Origin of the sequence: Hymenobacter polaris (genome assembly GCF_012927305.1) — a bacterium.
In the GTDB taxonomy this organism is placed as follows: domain Bacteria; phylum Bacteroidota; class Bacteroidia; order Cytophagales; family Hymenobacteraceae; genus Hymenobacter; species Hymenobacter polaris.
Genome location: NZ_JABBGH010000004.1, coordinates 1 through 19992 on the forward strand (window position 1 = coordinate 1; position 19992 = coordinate 19992).

At 58.3% G+C, this 19992-nt stretch carries 18 protein-coding genes; 7 read left to right on the forward strand and 11 right to left on the reverse strand.

Going from position 1 to position 19992, the window contains the following annotated elements; genetic code table 11:
• Together HHL22_RS21820 and HHL22_RS24530 are read left to right on the forward strand one after the other, a co-directional pair.
• Positions 1 to 345: helix-turn-helix domain-containing protein (locus HHL22_RS21820; RefSeq protein WP_206680753.1), on the forward strand; the 345-nt coding region annotated here is incomplete at its 5' end.
• A 5-nt stretch (positions 346 to 350) separates the two neighbouring features.
• A complete protein-coding gene (locus HHL22_RS24530) occupies positions 351 to 692 on the forward strand; it encodes a type I restriction enzyme endonuclease domain-containing protein (RefSeq protein WP_169533558.1) in 342 nt (113 codons plus the stop codon).
• On the opposite strand, the gene HHL22_RS21830 is transcribed toward HHL22_RS24530, so the two are convergent.
• Positions 599 to 826 carry a helix-turn-helix domain-containing protein gene (locus HHL22_RS21830; RefSeq protein ID WP_169533559.1) on the reverse strand — a complete coding sequence of 76 codons (228 nt, stop codon included), beginning with the start codon at positions 824 to 826 and terminating at the stop codon, positions 599 to 601. The genes HHL22_RS24530 and HHL22_RS21830 overlap by 94 nt on opposite strands.
• 122 nt (positions 827 to 948) lie before the next feature.
• Between HHL22_RS21830 and HHL22_RS21835 the strand changes: the two genes are divergently transcribed.
• Positions 949 to 1506: a hypothetical protein gene (locus HHL22_RS21835; RefSeq protein WP_169533560.1), complete on the forward strand. Its 558-nt coding sequence runs from the start codon at positions 949 to 951 to the stop codon at positions 1504 to 1506.
• A 226-nt stretch (positions 1507 to 1732) separates the two neighbouring features.
• A complete protein-coding gene (locus tag HHL22_RS21840; RefSeq protein WP_169533561.1) occupies positions 1733 to 2104 on the forward strand; it encodes a hypothetical protein in 372 nt (123 codons plus the stop codon).
• A gap of 277 nt (positions 2105 to 2381) precedes the next feature.
• On the opposite strand, the gene HHL22_RS23665 is transcribed toward HHL22_RS21840, so the two are convergent.
• Both HHL22_RS23665 and HHL22_RS21850 read right to left on the reverse strand, forming a co-directional pair.
• Positions 2382 to 3533, reverse strand: coding sequence for a DUF5712 family protein (locus tag HHL22_RS23665; protein WP_195809374.1), 1152 nt, complete (start codon positions 3531 to 3533; stop codon positions 2382 to 2384).
• 194 nt (positions 3534 to 3727) lie between these two features.
• On the reverse strand, positions 3728 to 4342 hold the full coding sequence (locus HHL22_RS21850) for a hypothetical protein (RefSeq protein ID WP_169533562.1): 615 nt from the start codon (positions 4340 to 4342) through the stop codon (positions 3728 to 3730).
• A 2832-nt stretch (positions 4343 to 7174) separates the two neighbouring features.
• On the opposite strand from HHL22_RS21850, the gene HHL22_RS21855 reads away from it, so the two are divergent.
• The gene (locus HHL22_RS21855; RefSeq protein ID WP_169533563.1) at positions 7175 to 8377 is read left to right on the forward strand and encodes a DEAD/DEAH box helicase; all 1203 of its coding nucleotides are present in this window, start codon (positions 7175 to 7177) and stop codon (positions 8375 to 8377) included.
• Positions 8378 to 8443: 66 nt separating this feature from the next.
• On the opposite strand, the gene HHL22_RS21860 is transcribed toward HHL22_RS21855, so the two are convergent.
• The 3 genes from HHL22_RS21860 to HHL22_RS21870 form a co-directional block, all read right to left on the reverse strand.
• On the reverse strand, positions 8444 to 8644 hold the full coding sequence (locus HHL22_RS21860) for a helix-turn-helix domain-containing protein (protein WP_169533564.1): 201 nt from the start codon (positions 8642 to 8644) through the stop codon (positions 8444 to 8446).
• 498 nt (positions 8645 to 9142) lie between these two features.
• Positions 9143 to 9301 carry a hypothetical protein gene (locus HHL22_RS21865; RefSeq protein ID WP_169533565.1) on the reverse strand — a complete coding sequence of 53 codons (159 nt, stop codon included), beginning with the start codon at positions 9299 to 9301 and terminating at the stop codon, positions 9143 to 9145.
• A 443-nt stretch (positions 9302 to 9744) separates the two neighbouring features.
• Positions 9745 to 10680, reverse strand: a complete 936-nt coding sequence (locus tag HHL22_RS21870) for a type IV toxin-antitoxin system AbiEi family antitoxin (protein WP_169533566.1) — start codon at positions 10678 to 10680, stop codon at positions 9745 to 9747.
• A gap of 692 nt (positions 10681 to 11372) precedes the next feature.
• Between HHL22_RS21870 and HHL22_RS21875 the strand changes: the two genes are divergently transcribed.
• Both HHL22_RS21875 and HHL22_RS21880 read left to right on the forward strand, forming a co-directional pair.
• Positions 11373 to 12134 carry a ParA family protein gene (locus HHL22_RS21875; RefSeq protein WP_169533567.1) on the forward strand — a complete coding sequence of 254 codons (762 nt, stop codon included), beginning with the start codon at positions 11373 to 11375 and terminating at the stop codon, positions 12132 to 12134.
• The gene (locus HHL22_RS21880; protein ID WP_169533568.1) at positions 12131 to 12448 is read left to right on the forward strand and encodes a hypothetical protein; all 318 of its coding nucleotides are present in this window, start codon (positions 12131 to 12133) and stop codon (positions 12446 to 12448) included. Before HHL22_RS21875 ends, HHL22_RS21880 begins: the two co-directional genes overlap by 4 nt.
• Positions 12449 to 13256: 808 nt before the next feature.
• On the opposite strand, the gene HHL22_RS21885 is transcribed toward HHL22_RS21880, so the two are convergent.
• The 5 genes from HHL22_RS21885 to HHL22_RS21900 form a co-directional block, all read right to left on the reverse strand.
• Entirely contained in the window at positions 13257 to 15692 is a 2436-nt protein-coding gene (locus tag HHL22_RS21885; protein WP_206680754.1) for a Tn3 family transposase, read from the reverse strand.
• A 6-nt stretch (positions 15693 to 15698) separates the two neighbouring features.
• Positions 15699 to 16274 (reverse strand): DUF4158 domain-containing protein, encoded by a 576-nt coding sequence (locus HHL22_RS23765; protein ID WP_206680755.1) that lies wholly within the window; start codon positions 16272 to 16274, stop codon positions 15699 to 15701.
• A gap of 47 nt (positions 16275 to 16321) precedes the next feature.
• Positions 16322 to 18859 (reverse strand): outer membrane beta-barrel protein, encoded by a 2538-nt coding sequence (locus HHL22_RS21890; protein ID WP_169533569.1) that lies wholly within the window; start codon positions 18857 to 18859, stop codon positions 16322 to 16324.
• Positions 18860 to 18954: 95 nt separating this feature from the next.
• Entirely contained in the window at positions 18955 to 19437 is a 483-nt protein-coding gene (locus HHL22_RS21895) for a hypothetical protein (protein ID WP_169533570.1), read from the reverse strand.
• 80 nt (positions 19438 to 19517) lie between these two features.
• Positions 19518 to 19880, reverse strand: coding sequence for a hypothetical protein (locus tag HHL22_RS21900; RefSeq protein WP_169533571.1), 363 nt, complete (start codon positions 19878 to 19880; stop codon positions 19518 to 19520).
• Positions 19881 to 19992 lie beyond the last annotated feature (112 nt).

Sequence of the window (19992 nt, forward strand, 5' to 3'; positions counted from 1 at the left end):
CAATTAGGGACATATATGTCCCTAATTGCCCGCCCGGCCTTAGCTTTCCCAGCTTGCTTCGTGAAAAATCCGGCCGGTCTTCAAGCCTTTGCCCACCGGTTCCACCTATTGCGTAAGGCCCGGGGTTATTCCCAGCAAAAGCTGGCGGACATCGCCAACGTTGAGCAGTCCATCAGCAAGCGCATGGAGCTGTGCCAGCTCGCCCCGACCCTCGACTTACTCATCTCCCTGAGTCGGGCTCTGGCCCTGGAGGTCCATGACCTGGTCGACGACCCGGCCATCACCAACTCCGACCCAGAGGTGCCGGTTAAGAAGAGCGCGGCCCCCCCTACCTTAACAAACTGATTAAGGTGGCCCAGGAGTTGGAAAACCAAGACGCTTGCAGCAGCTGGTTGGAGCTCACCGAAGTGAAACCAGCTTTTGAGGATGAGCTTAGGGTTAGCAACAGCGCCGTGGAAGGAATGGGCGACGAAAAGCTGCACGCCATCGCCTGCGAATTAGTGGATAGGGTGCGTAAAAACACCAGCCTCGACTCGCAGCAGCAGGTAACTATCCCGGCTACCGCTGCTGCGACAAGCGCGTATCGACTGTTGCTCAATCAGGTAGTGGCCGCAAATGTTACTAGTTCCGCCAGCGAAATCTCCAGTCCCTCGGCCAGGCACACGAGTACGTCCAGCGTGGGGGCTGTTTGAGCCGTCTCCATGCGGTAAATCGTCTTCTTGGTGATGTCCGCCGCGTCGGCCAGCGCCTGCTGGCTCCAGCCCCGCGCCTCGCGCAGCCGGCGTAGGTGCTGGCCGAAGGCCTGAATGCTGGCCGGTTTCTTCATTGGTGCAAGCTGCGGCCGGCCGGCGAGCATCTTGTGGACATATATTTCCCCCTTTCGCGAAAAAAGGCGTAAGTTTGCGCGCCTACTCCTCCTTAGTCCGGCAGCACGTCGCTCCCCCGTTCATGACTCCTCCGCCCGACCCGACTCCCGTTTGCATCCCCTATGCCCAGGCGACGCCGCACCAGCTTTCCCTCGCCCTGACCTACGCCATGGTGGCCCTGCCCGAGTCTTTTCCTACTCTCAGCTTAGCCGATTGGACCAATAGTCTGCTCGGATTGAAACCCGATGTGTGGGTGAGCGGGGATGCCGTCTCGCTCGACGATCAGGCCATCCAACACCTGACTCAGCGACTGGCGGCCGCCGAAGAGCTGCCCGAGTTGGACCCAGCCAGCCCCCTGGACCGGGGCGACTACCTGTCCAAGCGTCTCTACAACTATCAGGACGAGGCGCTGGAGGCCTTGCCGGATATCGCCGCGAATCCGTTAATATACAGCAGCCGCGTCTTTAACATAGTGGTGACCCTGGCGCTGGGCAACTCCGTGGCCGATGCGGTCTTTCACGCTACGCACCAAGGGCCGCAGAGCCGCCCCAGGACCGAGGACCCGACGCTGGCCCGCGCGACGGTGCATGAGCAGGTGCGCGCGCTGCGTTGCGCCCGGGGGGAAGTTGGCTATCAGTAAACCTTGGCTGGCCCGGCGAACGCAGCCAGTGGCTTACCCTCATTCATTAGGTGCCAGCTACGCCAGCTCTCCCACATTTGCATGCCTTAGTAACTCCGTTTGCGCCGGCCAATATGACTGACTTTCTCTGCGCACCAGTCTAAAACGTTGCTCCTCGGCAGCTGAGTCAGGCTAGCGCGCCAGTTGAGCAGGTCAGTGAGTACTTCGACCAATGGGTAGCCAACGAATGCAGCTCCTGCCCCCATTACCAGGTGAGTTGACGCGCACCTACGAGTATAAGAGGAGCGAAGGCTGGTTTGGCCAGCACCACCAGCAGGTTCGGTCGCAACTCTACTACTTGCTGAACGGCAAGCTCTGCCGCTTCATGGCCCTAGGTGACCCAACCGTGCTGCGGCTGGAAGCGACTTACCAGTTCGGGCCAGGCCAGGCTCAGGCTAAGTACCGTCTCTTATGGGAGGGCAGCCGGGCGCGGGCCGCCTACAGCGGGCAGGCCAGCGGCCTGGGGCTGGAAGGTCAATGCGATGTACTCAGCACAGCCCTCGAAGCCGAACAAGCGGCACAGGCTCAGGCTAAGCTCAAGGCCGAGAAGGCTCAATAGAGGCCGCAGCTAGCCGGGTTGCCGCCAGGTACTACTCGCGTCGGCCACCGCCTGACAACTCCGCTGCTTACACGTCACCCCAAGCTAACCGGGCCAGCTACTCAGCGCCTGGACCAGCGATGGTGCGTGAGTCCAAGCGTAGCCCGACAGCTACCTGTTTTCGTAGCGAAGCACCGCTAAAAGTGGAGCGCAGACTTTCTTTCCCGAGGTAGTGATAGCCAGGGCAACCCGCTACTCATCTTGAAACTGGATTGCTTCACAAGCAGGCAAGCGCGCATTACATTCCGTACTCGCTATCCTGCTCCTTTTCGGCCTCGCTGCGCACGTCCTGGGCTTTGCTTTTAGGGGCCATTGCCCGCGACATTTTGTGTATAGCTTGCTCCATCGTGCTCATGGTAATTGTGGATGCGTCGTGCTTCTTTTCTTCCTTGGGATAGGTCGGAGTTGGAAAGAAATTATCATCCATCGTCATATGCAGACTGCCAGCCTCACTTACCCTTCCAGTGGTTAAATATTCGTAAGGATTTATGGTAGCGATTCCCTTCTCCGCATTGCGCTCGATTCTACCGAGACTTGCGTAAAAAACGTTGTCGTATTTTCTTTCCTTGGCTGCTTCTTTGACTCGCTCCGGGTCGAGGTGCTGGGCTGGATTGAGCTTGGAATTTGAGCGCGCTACTTGTGTATCGAGGCGGGCATCTTTGGCCGCAATCTGCACTTCGGTCAACACTTTTTTCTCGCGCTTGTTAGCCGCCGCTTTGGTTGTTATCTCCTCGGCTTTTTCCGCAATGAGTTGCTTGCGGGTGGGCGCGGGTCGGGTAACGTCGTGGGCACTCACGCGCCCGAACTGAATCTCCATCTGGGCCACGGCCTTGGCCTGGAACTGCACCCGGTTGAAACGGTCCGGCGTGCTCAGCGGGTTGAGCGTAATCTTCTGCTCGGAATCGCGGGCCGATACGATAACGTGAATGTGGGTCTGGGGTCCTTCCTTGCTTTCGCTTTGCTTACCGCCGTCGGTCCCGCGGTTCTTCCGGTCGTTGTGAATGATGGCGGCCCAGACCAAGTTCGACTTACCCAGCTCGCGCCCGCTTTTGAGCGTGAAGTTTTTGGCGTAGTCTTCCATTACGTTTTGAGTGTACTTCTCCAGCGCCTTGGGATTGTCGCCAATCAGGCGCAGCTCATCCGGGCTTGGGCTCAGCACCAGCGAGTGAAATTTGGCGTCGTCTTTTCCCAGGCCCTTAACGTTGGAATCAATCATAGCCATCACTTCCTCGCGCGTCTTTTCCCCGCTGCCGGGTGCGCCAAAAAACTTCGCTTCCTCGCCCTGCTCTTTCGCTTCTTTGGCCAGGTAATTCGTGGTCCGGGCGGAGCTGCCCTTATTGTCGTAGGCTTTTTTGCCGTTGGTTTTTGGGTTGATTATTTTGGCATACATGGTGCAGCTGGAAGAGAATTTGAAGGGAAGGGCAGTCCGGTTACCCGCCGGATTGTAACCGAAAGCTGTGGCTGTTCTACTCGGGTTGCAGTGGAAGCTGTAAGCGAAGCTGGCCCCAGCCGGAAGAAAAGTTGCCCGGCTTCCGGGATGGAAACCGGGCATCCAACCGGGTCATACAACCGGACTTTTTCGACTCACGGCTTAGGTATGGCCGATGAATTGGTTGGGGGCGGAGTTGGCGTTTTCGCTGGGACTGGCGTGGCCCCGGGCTTAAAGTTGGGTTGGGGCGTAGCCAGCTTATGCTCCTTGATAAACTCGCGTAGGCGGCCGACGACTCGCTCCTCGCGTTCCTTATCTAACTTGGCGTTCTGCTCGTTCAAAAGCGTGGGCTCGTCAATCAGCTTTAGGTAGATGCGGGCGGCTAATAAGCGCGTGATAAATGCTTCCTGCTCCGTTCGAAAAAGATGCTCGAACAAGGGCTGAAAAACATCGGAGTCAATTGCTACGAGGTGGCGCAGTAAGTTGGACTCAATGGCCTCCAGGTAGGAGTAAGTAGTCAGCTGCTGCTGCTGCTCGAAAGCGTAAAGCGTCTTCTCAAAATTGCGAATCAGGGCGAACAGCCGATTGCCAATGTCGGCGTTATGAATCCGCACGTTGGCCACGCCGTCCGTGACGGCCACGCCCAGCAAAGCAAAGCCCTCTTTCATTTGCTGACTCAGGCCCGCCAGGCTCGTGTGGTCCTGCCTCGGGTCGAGCCCATTTTCCGTGAAGTAAGCAATCGCTGCGCTGGCATACTCCCCCTTCGTCATGTCCAGCTTTTCAGATTCGACCGCTAGCCGGCGGTGGACTACCACATCAATTCCGACCGTCGAAGTAGTGCCCTTTTTTGGGGCGGACTTCTTCGCTGGCCGTTTAGGCACATCAGGGCTACTCATAGGGAAAATGGGCTAAATTCAAAAAATAACTACTGACTACTAATATTTTATCTACATTTTAGAAACAATTAGCTAAGTAGCGTATCTAAAACGCCAGAAATGGCTGGGCTAAAACTATCTATTTCTAAAAATAACTATTGTAAATCAAGTAATTAGGGTACTAATTCTAAGACAAACTCTGTTTATCACTGATAATCAATACGGTAGTATTGATTGAAGGTGCTCCTCTAGCTAACTATTGTTATGGGTCGTTGAATTGGCACCCTATGTCGTCCACAAGCTACAACTAGTCTAACTTATTTCTACCACTGCCTGCTGTAAACTATCCCGCCACCACTAGCCACAGTTAGCCTCTCTCTGCCACTATCTCGCCCCTCAACATCCTAACAGATTACTGCCCACCTACTGCTCTCCTGTGGCCCAAAATCCAAGCTATCCTACCCCACCAGTTTTACCCACCTACCGCCTCTAGTCAACGACTAGCCTTTAGAATTTTCCTTTTCGATTTCTGCCGGCTACCACTTCTCTATTGACCTACCCCGACTAACCAACCTATCTCCAGATATTTTTCTACTCAGCCCACTCAACTTCTCTTGCTTCTGAGTCACAAAATCTTCGAGCAGATTCCTCACTTGTTCTCACCTAACCCTTCATCCTTTCCTGAGACTCCCGGCACCCAGTTAATCGGAATCGCTGATCCTACCTCTAGTAAATCTGCTCATCAACCCCCACCGATTTTGTTTCTATAGCCTCTCCTTTCCCAGCCATCCACCCCCAAACTCTACCCCTTCCGCGGCCATCTTTCCCGCTAGCCTACTCTTTCTACTGCCGCTTCATTTCTCATCGCTTCCTACTGATTCGCCTTCACGCTCACCTACCGCTTTTACGCCTCCTCGCCACACTTTTTTGTCTTTTAGAAGCTTCTTTTTACTGGTACTTCACCCGCTAAATCCTTCCTGCGCCTCCTGCTTTTCCCTTGGCTACACGAGCACTTCCTTCCTTGATCACCTCCCTTTACTCCTCCCGCTTGAGTGACTTCCTCTCTAAAGAACCACTTCTTTCTCCTGCCTTTTCTTGCTACTCCCCGCCCCTGTTCTCCTTAGTCTGTCCTCCAGCTACTGTCACCACCCAGTTGCTTTTCACCCCACCGACTGCTCGTTTACCGCCTGCCTTTTTTCCCAAACCGGCTACTCTTCACCCCACCCATCCGGCTCTTTCTTACTCATCTTTTGCGCATCCCTCCGCCTTCCACTCTTGCTATTAACTCCAACTTTTACGCTGGCCTACTTCCGTTCCCCTGCCTACCTATTCCACGCTAAAACTTCGGATTTCCTCCTACCTAACTCCTCTATCGCCTTCCTGTTTTCCCGCCTACAACCCGCCCCTGCTCTTGACTATTTTCTTCTTCTCACTCCTAAACACCCCGCTTCCTTTTACTAATTTCTGCTACTCTCCGCACCAATTTTTACAACCTGGTCCCTGCTCCTTTTACTCGCATATACCCCCTCTGGCAATCCAACCTAGTCTCAACCCTTCTCCAGTCTACTCCTATGTTTTCCAGTCAGACTCTTCCCAATACCAGCCTATGTTACCCCATCAGTCCTTCCACCTACCTCTGCTCTGCCAGCCAGTTTCCCCTGACCTACTCACGTAAAATCTGTCTTTCCCTGCGCTGAATTTCTGGCCTTGTCCATTCCTTTTCACCCCTGCCCACCCCCAAAAATCAACTCCTAGCCTTATCATTTTCAAGCATCGCCTCCCGCTCTTTTTTGGCCGATTACCATTGAAAATCTGCGTTAGCTGCTTTCATCTTTTACTTAAAACTCCTCCCTTTTCTTTCCGCCCTTTTACCCCGGCTGCTTCAAATTTCCTCCCTTATTGCCCGACTTCTTCCGCCGCTTTACTCGTCAATTTTCCTGCTACTTCCTTCCCATTTTTTCCTTATCCACCGGTTGCTTTTTCCTTCCGCTACTCACCTGTTGCTACCTGCCAATCTCTGCTTGACCTTGTCCTTTTTCTACATTAGCTTCCCCTAAGAACCTCGCTTTCTTTAGCCGAATCCTCCCAGTTCCCAGCATCTTTCTCTCGGATTTAACCCGGCCTTTTCGCTCGTTCTTCTCCTGCAAAACCGTTTCCTGCTCCCCTCGCTTTCCACGAACTCCTTCCGCCATTTCTTACTCGGACTCCCCTGTTTTTTTTGTCGACTACTTTCAGAATCTAGCGACCTCTCCTTCAGTTTTTCTCTTTCCTGCCCGAACTTTTCGCTGCTTTCTTTTCGCTTTCTTCCCTGTTCTGCCCGCGCTCTTTTTCCCCGCCTCGCTTCTTCAATCTATTGAGAAAACTTGCCTACTCCTTTGCCTATTGCTTCCGAGCCGCTCCTCAGTTCAGCCGCTACCCTCCCACCTATCGAGCTCAAAAATTCTACCACCTGTTCCCATTTTTCCTGGTAACCCCTGCGCTTTTCGGCTGCTCAACCATCCCGTTTCTTACTCACCCGCCCGCCCAACTTCGCTTTCTATTCGCGTCTTCTCTGCTTCTCCTCTACCATCCCCCCCGACTTTTTACTGCTACTTCGACTCTAGCTCTGCTCACGCTACAGCTGCTCTTATCCGCTTCTATTTTACCCGACTACCAACTGTTGGCTTGCCCCGCTTCGTACCGCACCAGGGCCGCGGCTACCTCGTTCATCCCATTTCTGTTTTTCGGATGTCTTCTTCAGAATCTACGCGTAGCGCTACTGCCCGCAAGCAAGCCCTTCAGGACCAGGTGCTGGCCATCATTCAAGGCCGACGCCTAGCTGGCATCGCCCTGACCATGGGCCTGGGTAAGACCCTTATCGGCCTGCGCGACATGGACCGCCTGCTCACCGCTGGTCAGCTCCCCGCCCAGGCGACCGGTAAGCCCTTTCTGGTGGCGGCGCCCACCCAGGCCATTCTGGACTCCTGGCCTCAGGAGGCACAGAAGTTTGGGCTGGCGCACCTGCTCGACCACATCGCGTTCACCACCTACCGATCACTGGGCAAAGTCCTGGCGACCGGCACTTACCAGAAGCTCTACCTCGACGAGTGCCACGCCCTGAAGGACTCGCACGGGCCGGGCCTGAAAGCCCACGCGGCCCGGAAGCGTAGCATCCTGGGCCTGACGGGCACGCCGCCCGCCCAGCCTAATTCTGAGAAAGGCCGGCTGGTGGCCACCTTCTGCCCCATCGTGGTGGACTACACCACCGACGAGGCCGTGCTCGCCGGCCTGCTCAACGACTACCGCCTAGTCGTGCACCGCCTGCCGCTGCGCACTGCGCGCGACTACGTGCTCACCACCAAGTCGGGCAGCCAGTTCACCACCAGTGAGCGCGAGAACTATGCCTACTGGAGCAAGCGCCTGGCCAATGCCGCTCAGGACCAGCTGCCGGTCGAGACGCTGCGCATCCTGCGCATGCAGGCCTTGATGAACTACCCCGGCAAGGGCCACTACATGCGCTACCTGGCCAGCCAGCAGGTGGAGAAGGTACTGCTCTTCACCTGCAATCAGCAGCAGGCTGAAGCGCAGGCGGACCACACCTACCATTCCAAGAACAAGCACAGCCAGGCTAACCTGGACCTCTTCAACGCGGGCGACATCCCGCGCCTGGCCTGCGTGGCCCAACTCTCGGAGGGCATCAGCATCCCCAACCTGCGGGTGGGCATTATCTGGCATGCCTTCGGCAACGAGCGCAAGGCCGCCCAGCGCATCGGCCGGCTGCTACGCCTCAACCCCGACCAGACGGCCACCGTGCACCTGCTCCTCTACCAGGACACGGTTGATGAGCAGTGGGTCGCCCAGGCTCTGGAAGCCTTCGACCCCACCAAAATCAGCTACGTCGACGCGGCGAGCGAAGACTGGGAGCCAGCTAGTGGGCCCAAAGCCAGCTAACTAGTACGCATTCAAGCGGACACCTCGGCTGAAGCAGGAACTGCACGTAGCCAGACGGTCCCTTCTTTACTGTGAGTTGATTAACGGGTGGCGGTTGTAGCGCGTGAGGTAGCGGTCGAGTTCCGATTGTCGAAAGCCCCACTCCTTCTCCTTCAGGTGCACACCACTCAGGCGGCCTTGCCGCCGGGCTTTACGAACTCCTTCCGGGGTCAACCGCAAATAGTGCGCGGCTTCGCGCACGTTGAGCAGGCGGTCAGGTAACTGCATGACGCTACTTTCCAGGTAGATTAGACGCAGTACTACGAAATACGAGAAGACTGGTGACCTCGGTTAAAAATCCGGTACAGAAATTAACTGAGTCGCTACTAAGCGTAGGAGAGCGGCAAAAGCACTTACGGCATCGCTACTACCTCGCTCCGTTTCGCAGCCACGGCCGCCTGCGCCAAGCACAGGTGGCCGTGGCTGCCCCTACGCTCACCAATTGTGTGCTGGCTGGTGGTCCCCAGCACGTGAGGCACCTTTCGCCTTGCACTGGGTCGAACTGATGAATTGCGCATGTCGTGGCAGGTTACCGGCTGGCAAGCTTAGGAACTGGCCCAGGACCGGCTCCCTGCCGCAGGCACAGTAGTACATGTCCTCAAGCGTCTCGCAGCCTGTCCAGCACCAGCTAAAGCAAGGTCGCCTAAGCCGGGCAGGCGGCGGCCTGCCACCCGGCTTCTTGCTCCATTACTTAAGTCCACCAGCTAACCCTATGAGACAATGGCGCTAGCTGCTAAGCGGTGCAGGCCCTGTTGCTGGCTTCGAGTTGCTGGCATTTTGTTTTTTCTTATCCCGCTTAATCCACGCGCTGATGCGGGCAAATTCCTGCTCAGATGGCTGCCGGCCAGTCGTGTAAAAGTCCACATTTTTGGGTTCCTTAATCATGGCTGAAAGGTATTGTATTTTGGGCAAGTATTGGTTGATGCGCTTCTCAGCAGCTTTTAAGGCTAGTACCCTAACGCTGCCAAAGAAGCCAGGCGCGCCCAGCGTCTTTTGGTAGCTGCCCGGCGCCTGGCTTTACTCTCGAAGAAGATGTAGCTGTCGTAAGCCCTTCGCAAACGAAAGTTTGCAAGCAAAGGTCCTTGGATTACCGGGTACACCTGGCTATACTTTCGCCGGGGTCCGGTTAAAGTTACTGCGCTCAGGCAGATGCGTAAATAGCTGGCTGCATGGCCCCGTAGGGTAACGAGGCCTTGAATGATAGGCGCGTTACCAACCACCAACTGCTAAACAATCTGTAAGAGCATTAAAAAGCGCGGGGTACCCCACCTTTTCAGTTGGGCTAAGCAACAAGTGAGCGAATTGCCACTCAAAGCCAAGCCAAGCGGCTACTTCGGCAGGTACTCGGCGGCCAGCATTCTGGCTACCTCCCGGTTGCGTGGGTCGCCGCTCAGCAACAGATCGGCATAGACCAGTAGCGGGAAAACGCAGTCGGGCCGCGGAGCCGGGGGTTGGGTACCCGCCGGGGTCACCAGCACCTGCACTACCCCATTGGGGTCTGGTACCAGGCGCATCGTGCGCATTAGTTCGCCCCGCGTGGCGGAGGAATACAGCGTAAAATCCTGCGGCAGCAGGTAGCCGTCTAGCAAGAGGTGAGCCGCCAAGAGGTGAGCCGCCGGCTCGCCGCCCCAGTGTCTACCCGCCGGCAGGGGCACCTGCTGCCAGCCGTGGCGCCCTAGCTTAAGCGTAGGCTCCAGCCAGCGGTACTGGCCCGCGACCAGTTTCGGACGTACCGTTTCCCCGTAGGCGGCTACCCAGCGGTGGCGCAGCTCTGCCAGCTCCACCAGCCGGCGCGGCGTTTCCGGTACCAGGTAACGCTGGGCCTGGAGGCTGACCAGCAGCCAGCCAATAGTCGCGATGGGCAGCCCAACCCGGGCGGCAATCGTGCGGTAAGACTCGCGCACCAGCTGGGGCTCCGTAAGTAGATGCGGCAGTAGATGCAGGCCCATCTTACCGAGTAGCAGGCTGCCGGCGGCCCGGACCTCGCGCGGTTTCGCCCGTCCCTGCACCAGCACGGTCGTGAGGTGCGTCCCTTCAGTCAGCCAGGCGTTGCCGGCCCGGTCCAGGTAGCAAGTACCCTGCGCTCGCAGGCGTGTTCCCATCGCTTCGCTGACGTAGGGTGCGACGAGCACCTCGTGCGGGGCCAGCTCGCGCAAGCCCGCCGTAGCACCTCGCCAGCCCGGCTGGGCCAGCAAACTGAATTCCGCGTGGGGCCCCAGCCGGAGCCGGGCGGGTAGTGAACCGTCGGCAGGTAGCAGCTGCACGGGTAGTTGCGGGGGAAGTAGGTCAGCCAGCGCCGTTGCGGCCGCCTCAAAAAGCGCTTGTACTTCCGGTAGTTGTCTGTTGTCTCGCAAAGCAAAACAACACCTGAAAATGAGACAAAAGAGTAATTAAAAATAAACAAGTGGTGGGATGTGGCCGCCTTTACTACGCCGCTATTTGTAATCGAGAAGTGAATCCTCGCTTTGACGGCCCATACGAACCATAGAAAACTGGGAGGCACATCAGGATCCAGGCACTGCTGCTGCACACAGCTCTTACCCAAGTCGGATTAACACTGCATAGCCGGCTCTCTCCTCCCTACGCTGGTAGTACGAGGTGCGTCCCCTATCGCCTTTACTTTCTACTCGCTTTAAATGGGGTATGCTCTTAGAGTAAGTTTGGCTCCCTGCTGCTATAAGAGGGTCTTTCCAGAGTAACATCACAGTTATAATTCTTATAATTGTTGCAATTATAACTATTTTCTATACGGTTACCATGTAAGAAATCCTAGGAATTACTTTGTTAACTCAATGAGTTCGCCCATTGATCGCATTAGCAATAATCCCTAGTAATTAGAATCTTTGCCAAAGATAGAATTATTAACATGTCCACAATTTTAACAATTGTTAATATTATTTACGTGGAATACATGGACAGTATAGCAAAAATGATGGGTATTTCTTTAATTTGCATCATGCAAACCATTGTGATGGCCAACCATAAAGGCGGCACCGGCAAAACGACCAGTTGTTTGAATGTGGCGCACGCGCTGCGCGAACGGGGTCACAGCGTACTGCTCCTGGACTGCGATAGCCAGTGCAACCTCACGCAAAGCTTCACGCTACCCGATCCGACTGGCAAGCGCCTCGACGCTGTCTTGCTGGGCCAAGCCAGCTTATCGGACACCGTGCAGGAAGTGGGGGAGGGGCTCTACCTGCTGCCCAGCTCGCCCGACCTAATGGAGGCGGAGGAGCGCATCGGGAAAAAGCCTGGGGCCGAGTTCGCCCTCAAAGAATTACTGGGCGAGGTCGAGGCCATTGACTACTGCCTGATTGATACGCCGGGGGGCCTGGGCAAGTTGACCTACGCGGCCCTGACGGCGGCCGCGGCGGTCTTCATTCCCGCCCAGCCGGAGTACTACGGCATTGAGGGGCTGGTGGGCCTGCTGGAAGTATGTCAGCAGGTGCAGAAGCGCTTAAATAAAGACCTGAAGGTGGGGGGCCTGTTCTTCACTCAGTACAACCGCAGCGATCGCCGTCGGGCCCAGAAGGATATGGTGGCGCTACTAGAGGCGCACCCCCTGTTTGGGCCGCTGGTCATGCATACCACCATCCGGCCGAACGTGGCGCTGGTGGAGGCCCAGATTGAGAAGGAAAGCATCTACACCTGGGCCGGCCAGTCCGCCGGCGCCCAGGACTACACCGCCCTTACGACCGAACTACTTGCCCGCCTATGAGCTCCAAACCCACCTTTGGTAAAAAAGTCCTGTCCTCCATCAACGAGCGGATTGAGCCAGTTCCCGGGCCGGTAGTGGAGACTACGCCCGATGCCTCGGAAGAGCAACTGGTGTGGGTATCGTTTACCACCGCCGTAACCCGCGAAACTTACCTCAAGCTCAAGCAAGCCGAATACTGGATACCCGGGTTCCTAATGAAGGAGCTGACCGAAGCCGCCTTGGTAAAGGAGCTTGCTACCCATCCCGAGGCTGACAGGCCCTTGCCGGACGCATTGCTACAAAAGCTACTCCGGACTAATAAGAAGTTGCAGTAACAGCCCTAACCACTACGACCATTTAAACAATTGTTAGCATTTTGATAATTATTAGTATTTCGCTAATTATTTAAATTGTGATAATTGCTCAAGTGGTAGGTGTGTTCTCTGCTAGCGAGCCACGAAGTGAGTTGCTCTCACCATGAGTGTGGTTGGCTAGTAGGTCCTTATTCCTGCTGGCCAACTATACTCGTGGTGAACGCGCTAAAAAAGTGCCAAGTAGGGTTACCGCAAATTATGTCTGCGGCTACCCGTGCCAGCATTCTGCCTGACCTAGGTAGCTAATAGCTAAAAAGGGAGGTGAGCTATAGGGGGAATAGAAACCACCGATAGGGGGGACGGACCAGTTGGGCCGAGTGATACCTAGGGTTGGGGTGATCACGCGGGTTGTGGCCACATGCAGCAGCTGCTCGCGCGGGAACTGGTGGGTCGCCCACCAGATGGTGTGGTAGTTCAATGCGGTCTTGCTGACTGTATTGGGGGTTTTGCTTCCCAACGGGCGGACTTACGTGCCAAGTAAGCCCCGGCCTGGTTTAGTGACAGGTAAGGTATATCCTCAAGGCGTTACCCGTTGGAGCGACAAGTTCCGAAAGTCACAGGTCAGCGCGGTAGCCGGCGAAGTGGCTTATATCGTCAAGTCCGTGGCGTTACCCTGGGGCCTCAGCGCAAAGACCAAAACGCATTCGCGTTCAGGTGCGTCGTTGTTTAGCGGGCTACAGAACTTGGTGCATTGCATCGGGAGTCAGTCTGCGTCGGGCTCTAATCGGCAGTTCTAGGGGTAGCACAAGAGTAGGAACAGAAACTATCGCTAGGCCCATTCACCAAGCGATGCTTCCCAGGGAGTGAGGGTGCGTAGAGGACGCAGCTGCCCGGCCGCAACGGCTTCGGGCAGCGTAAAGTCGTAGCGACCCAGCATATTTACGTGTTCGTGCAGCAAAGGCGAGAGGCGGGCCACATCCTCTGGATTCAAGTGCTCCTCCGTTTCCTGCCATTGCTCCAAGGCTTGTTGCAAATACCGAGTATTCCACAGCACCAAGGCGTTCACGACCAGGCCCAACGCCCCCAATTGGTCTTCCATGCCTTCACGGTAGTGCTGGCGGAGTTCGCTCTTTTTGCCGTGGAAAACGGCGCGGGTCAGCGCGTGGCGGCCCTCGCCGCGATTGAGTTGCACCAGAATGCGTCGCCGGTACGATTCGTCCTGCACGTAGGCCAGTAGATAAAGCGTCTTTTCTACCCTACCCAACTCGGCCACCGCCCGCCCCAGCCCGGAGAGGGTACCGGCCCGCTGTAAGGTGCGCATGACAGCCGCAGCTTTCACCCGACCCAGTTTGAGCGAGCCGGCCAGCCGTAGCATATCCTCCCAGTGGTCGCTGATGAGTTGGGCGTTGACGACATGCCGGCTTAGTTCGTTGAGGGGGCCATAATCGTCTTCCTTGCTGAGGCGCCAGAAGCGCTGGTCCGCCAAGTCGGCTAAGCGGGGGCTGAAGCGGTAGCCCAAGAGGGCGAAAAGCCCAAAAACCACCTCGCTGTAGCCGTGGGTATCGGCCATGATTTCGCGCGGGTCCAGGCTCGTTTGCTGTTCCAGCAGCCCGGCCAGAATAAAGAGGGAGTCACGTAGCGTGCCGGGAATGACGATGCCGTGGAAGCCCATGAACTGGTCGCCCGTGAAGTTATAGTACGTCACCCCGCGCTGCGAGCCGTAGTATTTACGGTTCCACCCGGCATAAATCGTGCGCACGGGCACCACGAAACGCATCCCGTCGGCCGAAGCCACTTCCCCGCCGCCCCAGACCTGGGCCAGGGGCAATTGTGCCTGCCCGTCCACTAACCGGGCGCTGGCAGCGGTGAGCGTTTCCACACGCACGTAGTTTTGCTGCACCCAGGACAAACGGGGCAAGGCTAGGGCTGGCACCTCGGCCCGTGCTACGGCTTTCAGGCCGATATTACAGGCCTGGGCTAGGAGCACCGCGCAGATGCTCAGCGGCAAATCAGCCGCTTTGTGCTGGCCGTCGGCCACGTGGGTAAAGGCATCGGCAAATCCCGTGAAAGCGTTCACCTCCAGCAGCAGCGCCGCCAGTTCCACTTGGGGTAACTGCTGCGTAAGCCGCGTCCGCAACTGCTGTAAGCTCTCGGGTTCTTCCTGAGCTGGTAGCGGGCTTACCCGCACATAGGGCTGGCCATCTTGCTGCCCCACGTGCAGCGCCGTGTTGCGGGGCAGGTGTTCGCGCACCTCTGCGTAGGCGACCCGCAGCTGCGTCTGAAGCCGCGTTAGCTCCACGACCGGGTCGAGCGAGCGGTCAAGCGCCCGCGCCACCGATTCCCGCGCCGCGTCCCAGGCCTCGCCCCGTAGCATTTCCGCTTGGGGGTCGCTGTAGCGCTCACTAGCAGTCACAAAAATTTCCCGGCGGCGCAGCGCTTGGTGCAGACGGTTCAGTACGCAGAGGGTGTACGCGGCGGGGCTCACCTCGTCTCGGCTGGGAAATACCTGCCGCGTCCAGCTTTTGGGCACAAAGGGGCGGGGAGCAGTTTCCCACTTGGGCCGGCTCCGCCCGCCGGCTTCTTGGGCTTGTAAAAAGTGCCAGGCATCGAGCAGGGGCTTGGCTGAGGGGGAACTCTCGAAGGAAAGTCCGTTCAACAGAGACGGCAGAAACCGGCGCACGGTCGCGTAGCTGCCGCTCAGGGCTTGAAACTGCGGGTCGTCGGCTGGGCTGGCCAGCGCCTGCACCGCGTCGGCCGCTTCCCGCAACGAAGCTTCGCTGGTGCAACGCAGTACCTGGGCCCGCAGGCGGGCTTCGGGTACGGACTCGTCCAGCAGAATGCGCACCGCTTGTTCCAAGACCAGCGCGGCGTGGTCCAAGTCTTTGAGGGAGCGCAGCCGCTGGCGGCGCTTGGTTTCGCCCCGCAGGGCCAGCGATGTCATCAGCCCATCAAAGAGGTCGAGCACGTCATCGGTGGCCGTGCGTTCGAGGGCCTGGGCGAAGGCTAGCAGGGTAGCCAGGCGGCGTTCCTCCCCCATGCGGGCCAACGTTTGCCCCCAGGCTGCTTGGGCGTGGCGGGCCAGCCGCACCAAGCGGGCTTCGGGCAGGTCATGGAGGGAAATGTCCCCCACGCCGAGGGCCCGCACCTGGTCCAGCCGCCCTAACGCGGTCACCAAGGCAGAACTGGAAACGCGGGTCGGCGCGGTGCGCAGCAATTCCAAGCGGGTGAGTCGCTGGCCAGGCGGCACGGCCAGCAGCGATTCCAAGGCCTGCTACTGCACCGGGTTCAACCGGTTACGGAGTTGGCGGTACAGGTGACGGCCCGTGCGTTCGCGGACCCGCGCAATCAGGCGGGCCAGCACCGTCACGCCGGGCAGCACCACGCGCTGGGCCACCAGGTGCGCGGTCGCCAAATCGAAGAGTACGCTGGGCCGCACGGGGCTGGTGAGCACCTGGGCGTAGAGCCAGCGGGTCAGGCGGAATGCCTGGCAGCCATCAAAGGCGTGAAAGCCTAAGTAGGCTACTACCCGTACCTGGTGGTCGTGCAGGGTGTTTGGCCGGGCGTACTGGTCACGCCAGGTGTCAGCCGTCAGGTCGAGTTGTTGGGCCAGGGTTTGCACCACCACGTCCGGTACTCGCGCAGGAACAGGCAGAAATGTACCCAGAAACCGCAGGGTATAGAGTTGCACAGCACAGCCAAGCCGGGTGTAGGGCCGGCGGTAATCGGCCAGAAAACGAACGTCCAGAGGGCTGAGATAGAAGAAGCAGGCTAATTGCTCCGGGCTGGGGTCGGCGTGGTAGCGCCCGTAGCGAGCGGCCTGCTCGTCACTGAGAAATTCAACGGGCATGGTAGCAGAATGGCCGCGTTAGGTTGGTGTAGGCCACCGAGCCGGCACTACCCACCCAATCCACCCGAATCGCCCCGCGGCTGGTCTTCAATAGAGCTACCGGACTTCTTGGACCCTAAAAACCAGGAAAATCCCAGGTAGCCCACCCGCGTTTCGTACTTGGTCTGAATGTCTGAGGTAAGCCCGTCGGCCGCGAACTGGGCGTACTGGCGGCGCGTGTTGAACAGGTCGCTCACGCGCAGCGTCAGCGCGGCCCGGTCGTGAAACAGGCGCTGGCGCAGGGCTACATCCACCCCGTACACGGCCAGCAAGCGGCCCTGAGGCACCACCAGCGGAGCACGATAGTCGCCACTGAGCTGCACGGCCAGCGTCTTGGTCGGGCTAAACTGGTTGAGTAGATACGCCGTGCCGGTAAAGTTGGCGCGGGTGCCGTCGCCGGTGAAGCTGGCCACCTGGTTGCGGTAGTACGAGCCGTTGGCCGTGAGTTTCCACCACTTGGTCACGGTCTGCGTCAGCGACACTTCCAGCCCGTAGCTGGCCGTGTGGCCAAAATTGGCGTAGCTGGTGCGGGTGATAAAATCGGGCTGGCCGCTGCGGCGGGTGGCCACGGTATCGATGGTGCGCAGGCTCTGGATGGACTGGCTGGCAAAGCGGCCAAACAAGGTCGTGTTCAGCGTCGTGGACTTCCAAGTTGCCTGGTGACCTAATTCCGCGACATGCACGTACTCCGGGCGCAGGTCGACATTGCCCACCACGTAATTGCGGGCATCGGAATAAAAAGGCAGCGGAATGACTTGTAGAAAGTTGGGGCGGTTCACGCGGCGCGAGTAGCTGACTTGCAGGCGCTGCTCGTGCGGCAGCGTGCGTGCCACCGTCGCCGAGGGGAAGAGGTTTAGAATCCGCTGGCTAGCCGTGCCCGTGGGCAGCACCTGGGCGGAGAGCCCCGTAAATTCAATTCGCAACCCGGCCTGGTACTCCCACAATCCCGCTTTGTGCCGGTAGGACCCGTAGGCCTGCGGAATGAGCTGCCGGTAGCTGTAGCGGTAGGAGCCCGTGTCCCGCCGCACAAATTCGCTCCCCGGGGTGGCTTGCACCGCATAATCGGATGTGCCGGGGGTCAGCAGGGCATCGGTTTTGATGCCCGCTTCCCAGCGCCGCTTCTCGTCCAGCGGATGCACGTAGTCCACCTGCACCGACGGCATATGAATGGTGACGTCGAGAAATTGCTGGCGGGCGTTGCGCGAGTAGCTGGCTGGCCCATCCAGCACGCGCTGCTGGGTCGTAACGGTGCCGACGTCCAGGTAGTACGAAGCACTGGCGGTCAACTCCCGGCCCGGGGATGCGGCCCAGGTGCGCCGGTAGGTACCCGAAACCCGGCTGCCTTGCAGGTCGTCGGCCTGCGTGTTCTGGTTGCGCAGCAGGAACGCGGGGGTGGGGTCCCGGGCGAGCAGGGTGGTAAAGTCCTGTGCGGTGCGATAGTGCTCAGCATAGTACTGAGCCGTCAGGCTCACGCGCTGCTCGTCACTGATGGTGTAGTCAACCCCCAGCCGCAGGCTGTGATTGGTTTGCCGGCGCGTACTGGCCCCCGTCTGGTCGGTACGGGTGGTGCGGCCATCCACCGTGGCGACCTGCTGCAAGGCCGAGCTGCCGTGGAACAGATTGCTCAACCCGTCAACGGTACCGGAAAAATTGAATTTGCCGACCTGCCGGTTGCCGCTGAGCGCTGCCGTGTACTTATCGCGGGTGCCCGCCGTGGCTAGGGCATCGCCGTTCCAGCCAGGTTGCTCCTGCTTTTTCTGCACCAGATTGATGATGCCCCCCGTGCCCTGGGCCGAATACTGCGCGCCGGGATTGGTGATGACTTCAATCGTTTCGAGGCGGCTGGCGGGCAGCTGGTCGAGGCGCAGATTGGGAGGCGCGGGCTTGCCGTCAAGGTAGAGCGTGACGCTCGAATTACCCCGTAAGCTGACTTGCCCGTTGTCATCTACGGCCACCGAGGGCACTTTCTGGAGGATATCCGCCGCCGTACCGCCCGCGCTGTTAAGGTCTTTGCTGACGTTAAGAGTGGTCTTGCCCAAGTCGTTGACCACGGCCGCTTTCTCGCCCTGCACCACCACGCCGCCGAGTTGTACGGCCGCCGGTGCCACCAGCCATTCCCCCAGGCGAACTACCGGTGCGGCCGCAGCCAGCGTGGTCGGTCGGCGAACAGCCTGGTAACCCAGCGCCTCGGCTCGCACGACGTACCGGCCCAGCGCGAGGTTGGTCAGGACGAAGGTACCGTTTTCAGCGGTCTGGGTGTTGCCAATAAGGGTCGAGTCAGCCTGCCGCAGCAGCAAGATATTAGCGAAGGGCAGCGGCTGACGCGTGCGCCGGTCCAGCAGGGTGCCCGACACTCCACCCGGCCCCTGAGCCAACAAGCGACCGGGCAGCAGGCCTGCTGCCACCAGCCCGAGCCAGCCGAAGCACCCCACCCCACGAAGGCAGCCGGTAATTCGGGGCCGTAGGGTAGCTGGGTCTTTCACCTGATAGCGCATAACTACTTTATTATCATACTTGTATGTAATGCAAATTACCTTGCAATACATACTAAATAGGCAAGAAAGGAGTGTCTTTTTCATAGTATCAGAGCAACTGGTACTGGAAGCTGGGTGCGCTCGGCTGGCTAGTGGTGCGAGGGATTCTACCGCAGCTCCTGCGAAAGGGTAACTGGATTTAGTGCTGCGCCAGCCGCTATTGTCCCGCTACCGGGGGCTGACTGCCAGGATTTGACCAGCACGGCGGTCGGCATCGCGCCGGAAGCCAGTTTAATCCGGCGGATAACCGAACCCTGGTCCCGGGTTTGCACCCGCACCAGGCAGCGCTGTACTTGGTCACCCGCCTGTATCCACACGAGGTAGCGGCCGCTGGGCACGTGGTCGAAGTCAAACCGATGGCCGTATACCGAGTCAGTGTAAGGTTCGGTGAAGAGCGTTTGCCCGCCATGCTGGCGCACGACTTGTACGCGCCCAGCCAAGACCGTGGGATTTTCGAGGCGCAGGCGCAGGGAGGCAGGGGCTACCTGGGTGAGACTGATGGCCCCGGACTTCTGGGCTAGGGTGGGTGTGGTGCCGGCACACAGGGCCACTAGTGAAAGTAGACCAAGAAGTTTGATGGGGGAATGCATACAAAAAAGGTTAAAAAGGTGAAGGAGCTACTCGGCAGATGGTAGGCAGCGGTAGGATTGGACTGCTTGCTAGGCGCTGGCTACTTTGCTTTCGCTTGGTAACGCAGGAAGGAGTAGTAGGCCAGTAAGCCGCCGGCCGTGCTAAAGAGCAGGATGATGATGGGGTGCAACTCCCAGGGCAGGTACCGGCTGCATAGCGCTAGCCCAGTGCCCGTGCTTACGAGTAGCGCCACCCACTTCACCACCTTGTTTTGCTCGTTCTGCGGAACAGGCAGCAGGCGCTCGACAATGCTTTCTGAGGTAGCGGCCGCCACCATCTGCTTTTTCAGCAAGTAGTTTAATAGCAGCTTGATAGCAATCACGATAAAGTTGCAGAGCAGGATAAACCCGGTCATCACGAACACTTTTGCGGCCAGGTCCTCATCGAGGACTGGTCCCGACATACCAGGACCTTGAGCCGAAGCCTGCCAGGTGGAGAGGCAAAAAAGCAGGAGCAGCCAAAAATATTTCATAGGGGGAGCCAGGTAGCGGTATCAGATGAGACTGGGCAGCGCC

Excerpts from the sequence above, each read along its gene's own strand:
- HHL22_RS21830 (WP_169533559.1), bottom strand. The coding sequence starts at position 826 with ATGAAGAAACCGGCCAGCATTCAGGCCTTCGGCCAGCACCTACGCCGG.
- HHL22_RS21835 (WP_169533560.1), top strand. The coding sequence starts at position 949 with ATGACTCCTCCGCCCGACCCGACTCCCGTTTGCATCCCCTATGCCCAG.
- HHL22_RS21840 (WP_169533561.1), top strand. The coding sequence starts at position 1,733 with ATGCAGCTCCTGCCCCCATTACCAGGTGAGTTGACGCGCACCTACGAG.
- HHL22_RS23665 (WP_195809374.1), bottom strand. The coding sequence starts at position 3,533 with ATGTATGCCAAAATAATCAACCCAAAAACCAACGGCAAAAAAGCCTAC.
- HHL22_RS21850 (WP_169533562.1), bottom strand. The coding sequence starts at position 4,342 with ATGACGAAGGGGGAGTATGCCAGCGCAGCGATTGCTTACTTCACGGAA.
- HHL22_RS21855 (WP_169533563.1), top strand. The coding sequence starts at position 7,175 with ATGTCTTCTTCAGAATCTACGCGTAGCGCTACTGCCCGCAAGCAAGCC.
- HHL22_RS21860 (WP_169533564.1), bottom strand. The coding sequence starts at position 8,644 with ATGCAGTTACCTGACCGCCTGCTCAACGTGCGCGAAGCCGCGCACTAT.
- HHL22_RS21865 (WP_169533565.1), bottom strand. The coding sequence starts at position 9,301 with ATGATTAAGGAACCCAAAAATGTGGACTTTTACACGACTGGCCGGCAG.
- HHL22_RS21875 (WP_169533567.1), top strand. The coding sequence starts at position 11,373 with ATGCAAACCATTGTGATGGCCAACCATAAAGGCGGCACCGGCAAAACG.
- HHL22_RS21880 (WP_169533568.1), top strand. The coding sequence starts at position 12,131 with ATGAGCTCCAAACCCACCTTTGGTAAAAAAGTCCTGTCCTCCATCAAC.
- HHL22_RS23765 (WP_206680755.1), bottom strand. The coding sequence starts at position 16,274 with ATGCCCGTTGAATTTCTCAGTGACGAGCAGGCCGCTCGCTACGGGCGC.
- HHL22_RS21890 (WP_169533569.1), bottom strand. The coding sequence starts at position 18,859 with ATGTATTGCAAGGTAATTTGCATTACATACAAGTATGATAATAAAGTA.
- HHL22_RS21895 (WP_169533570.1), bottom strand. The coding sequence starts at position 19,437 with ATGCATTCCCCCATCAAACTTCTTGGTCTACTTTCACTAGTGGCCCTG.
- HHL22_RS21900 (WP_169533571.1), bottom strand. The coding sequence starts at position 19,880 with ATGTCGGGACCAGTCCTCGATGAGGACCTGGCCGCAAAAGTGTTCGTG.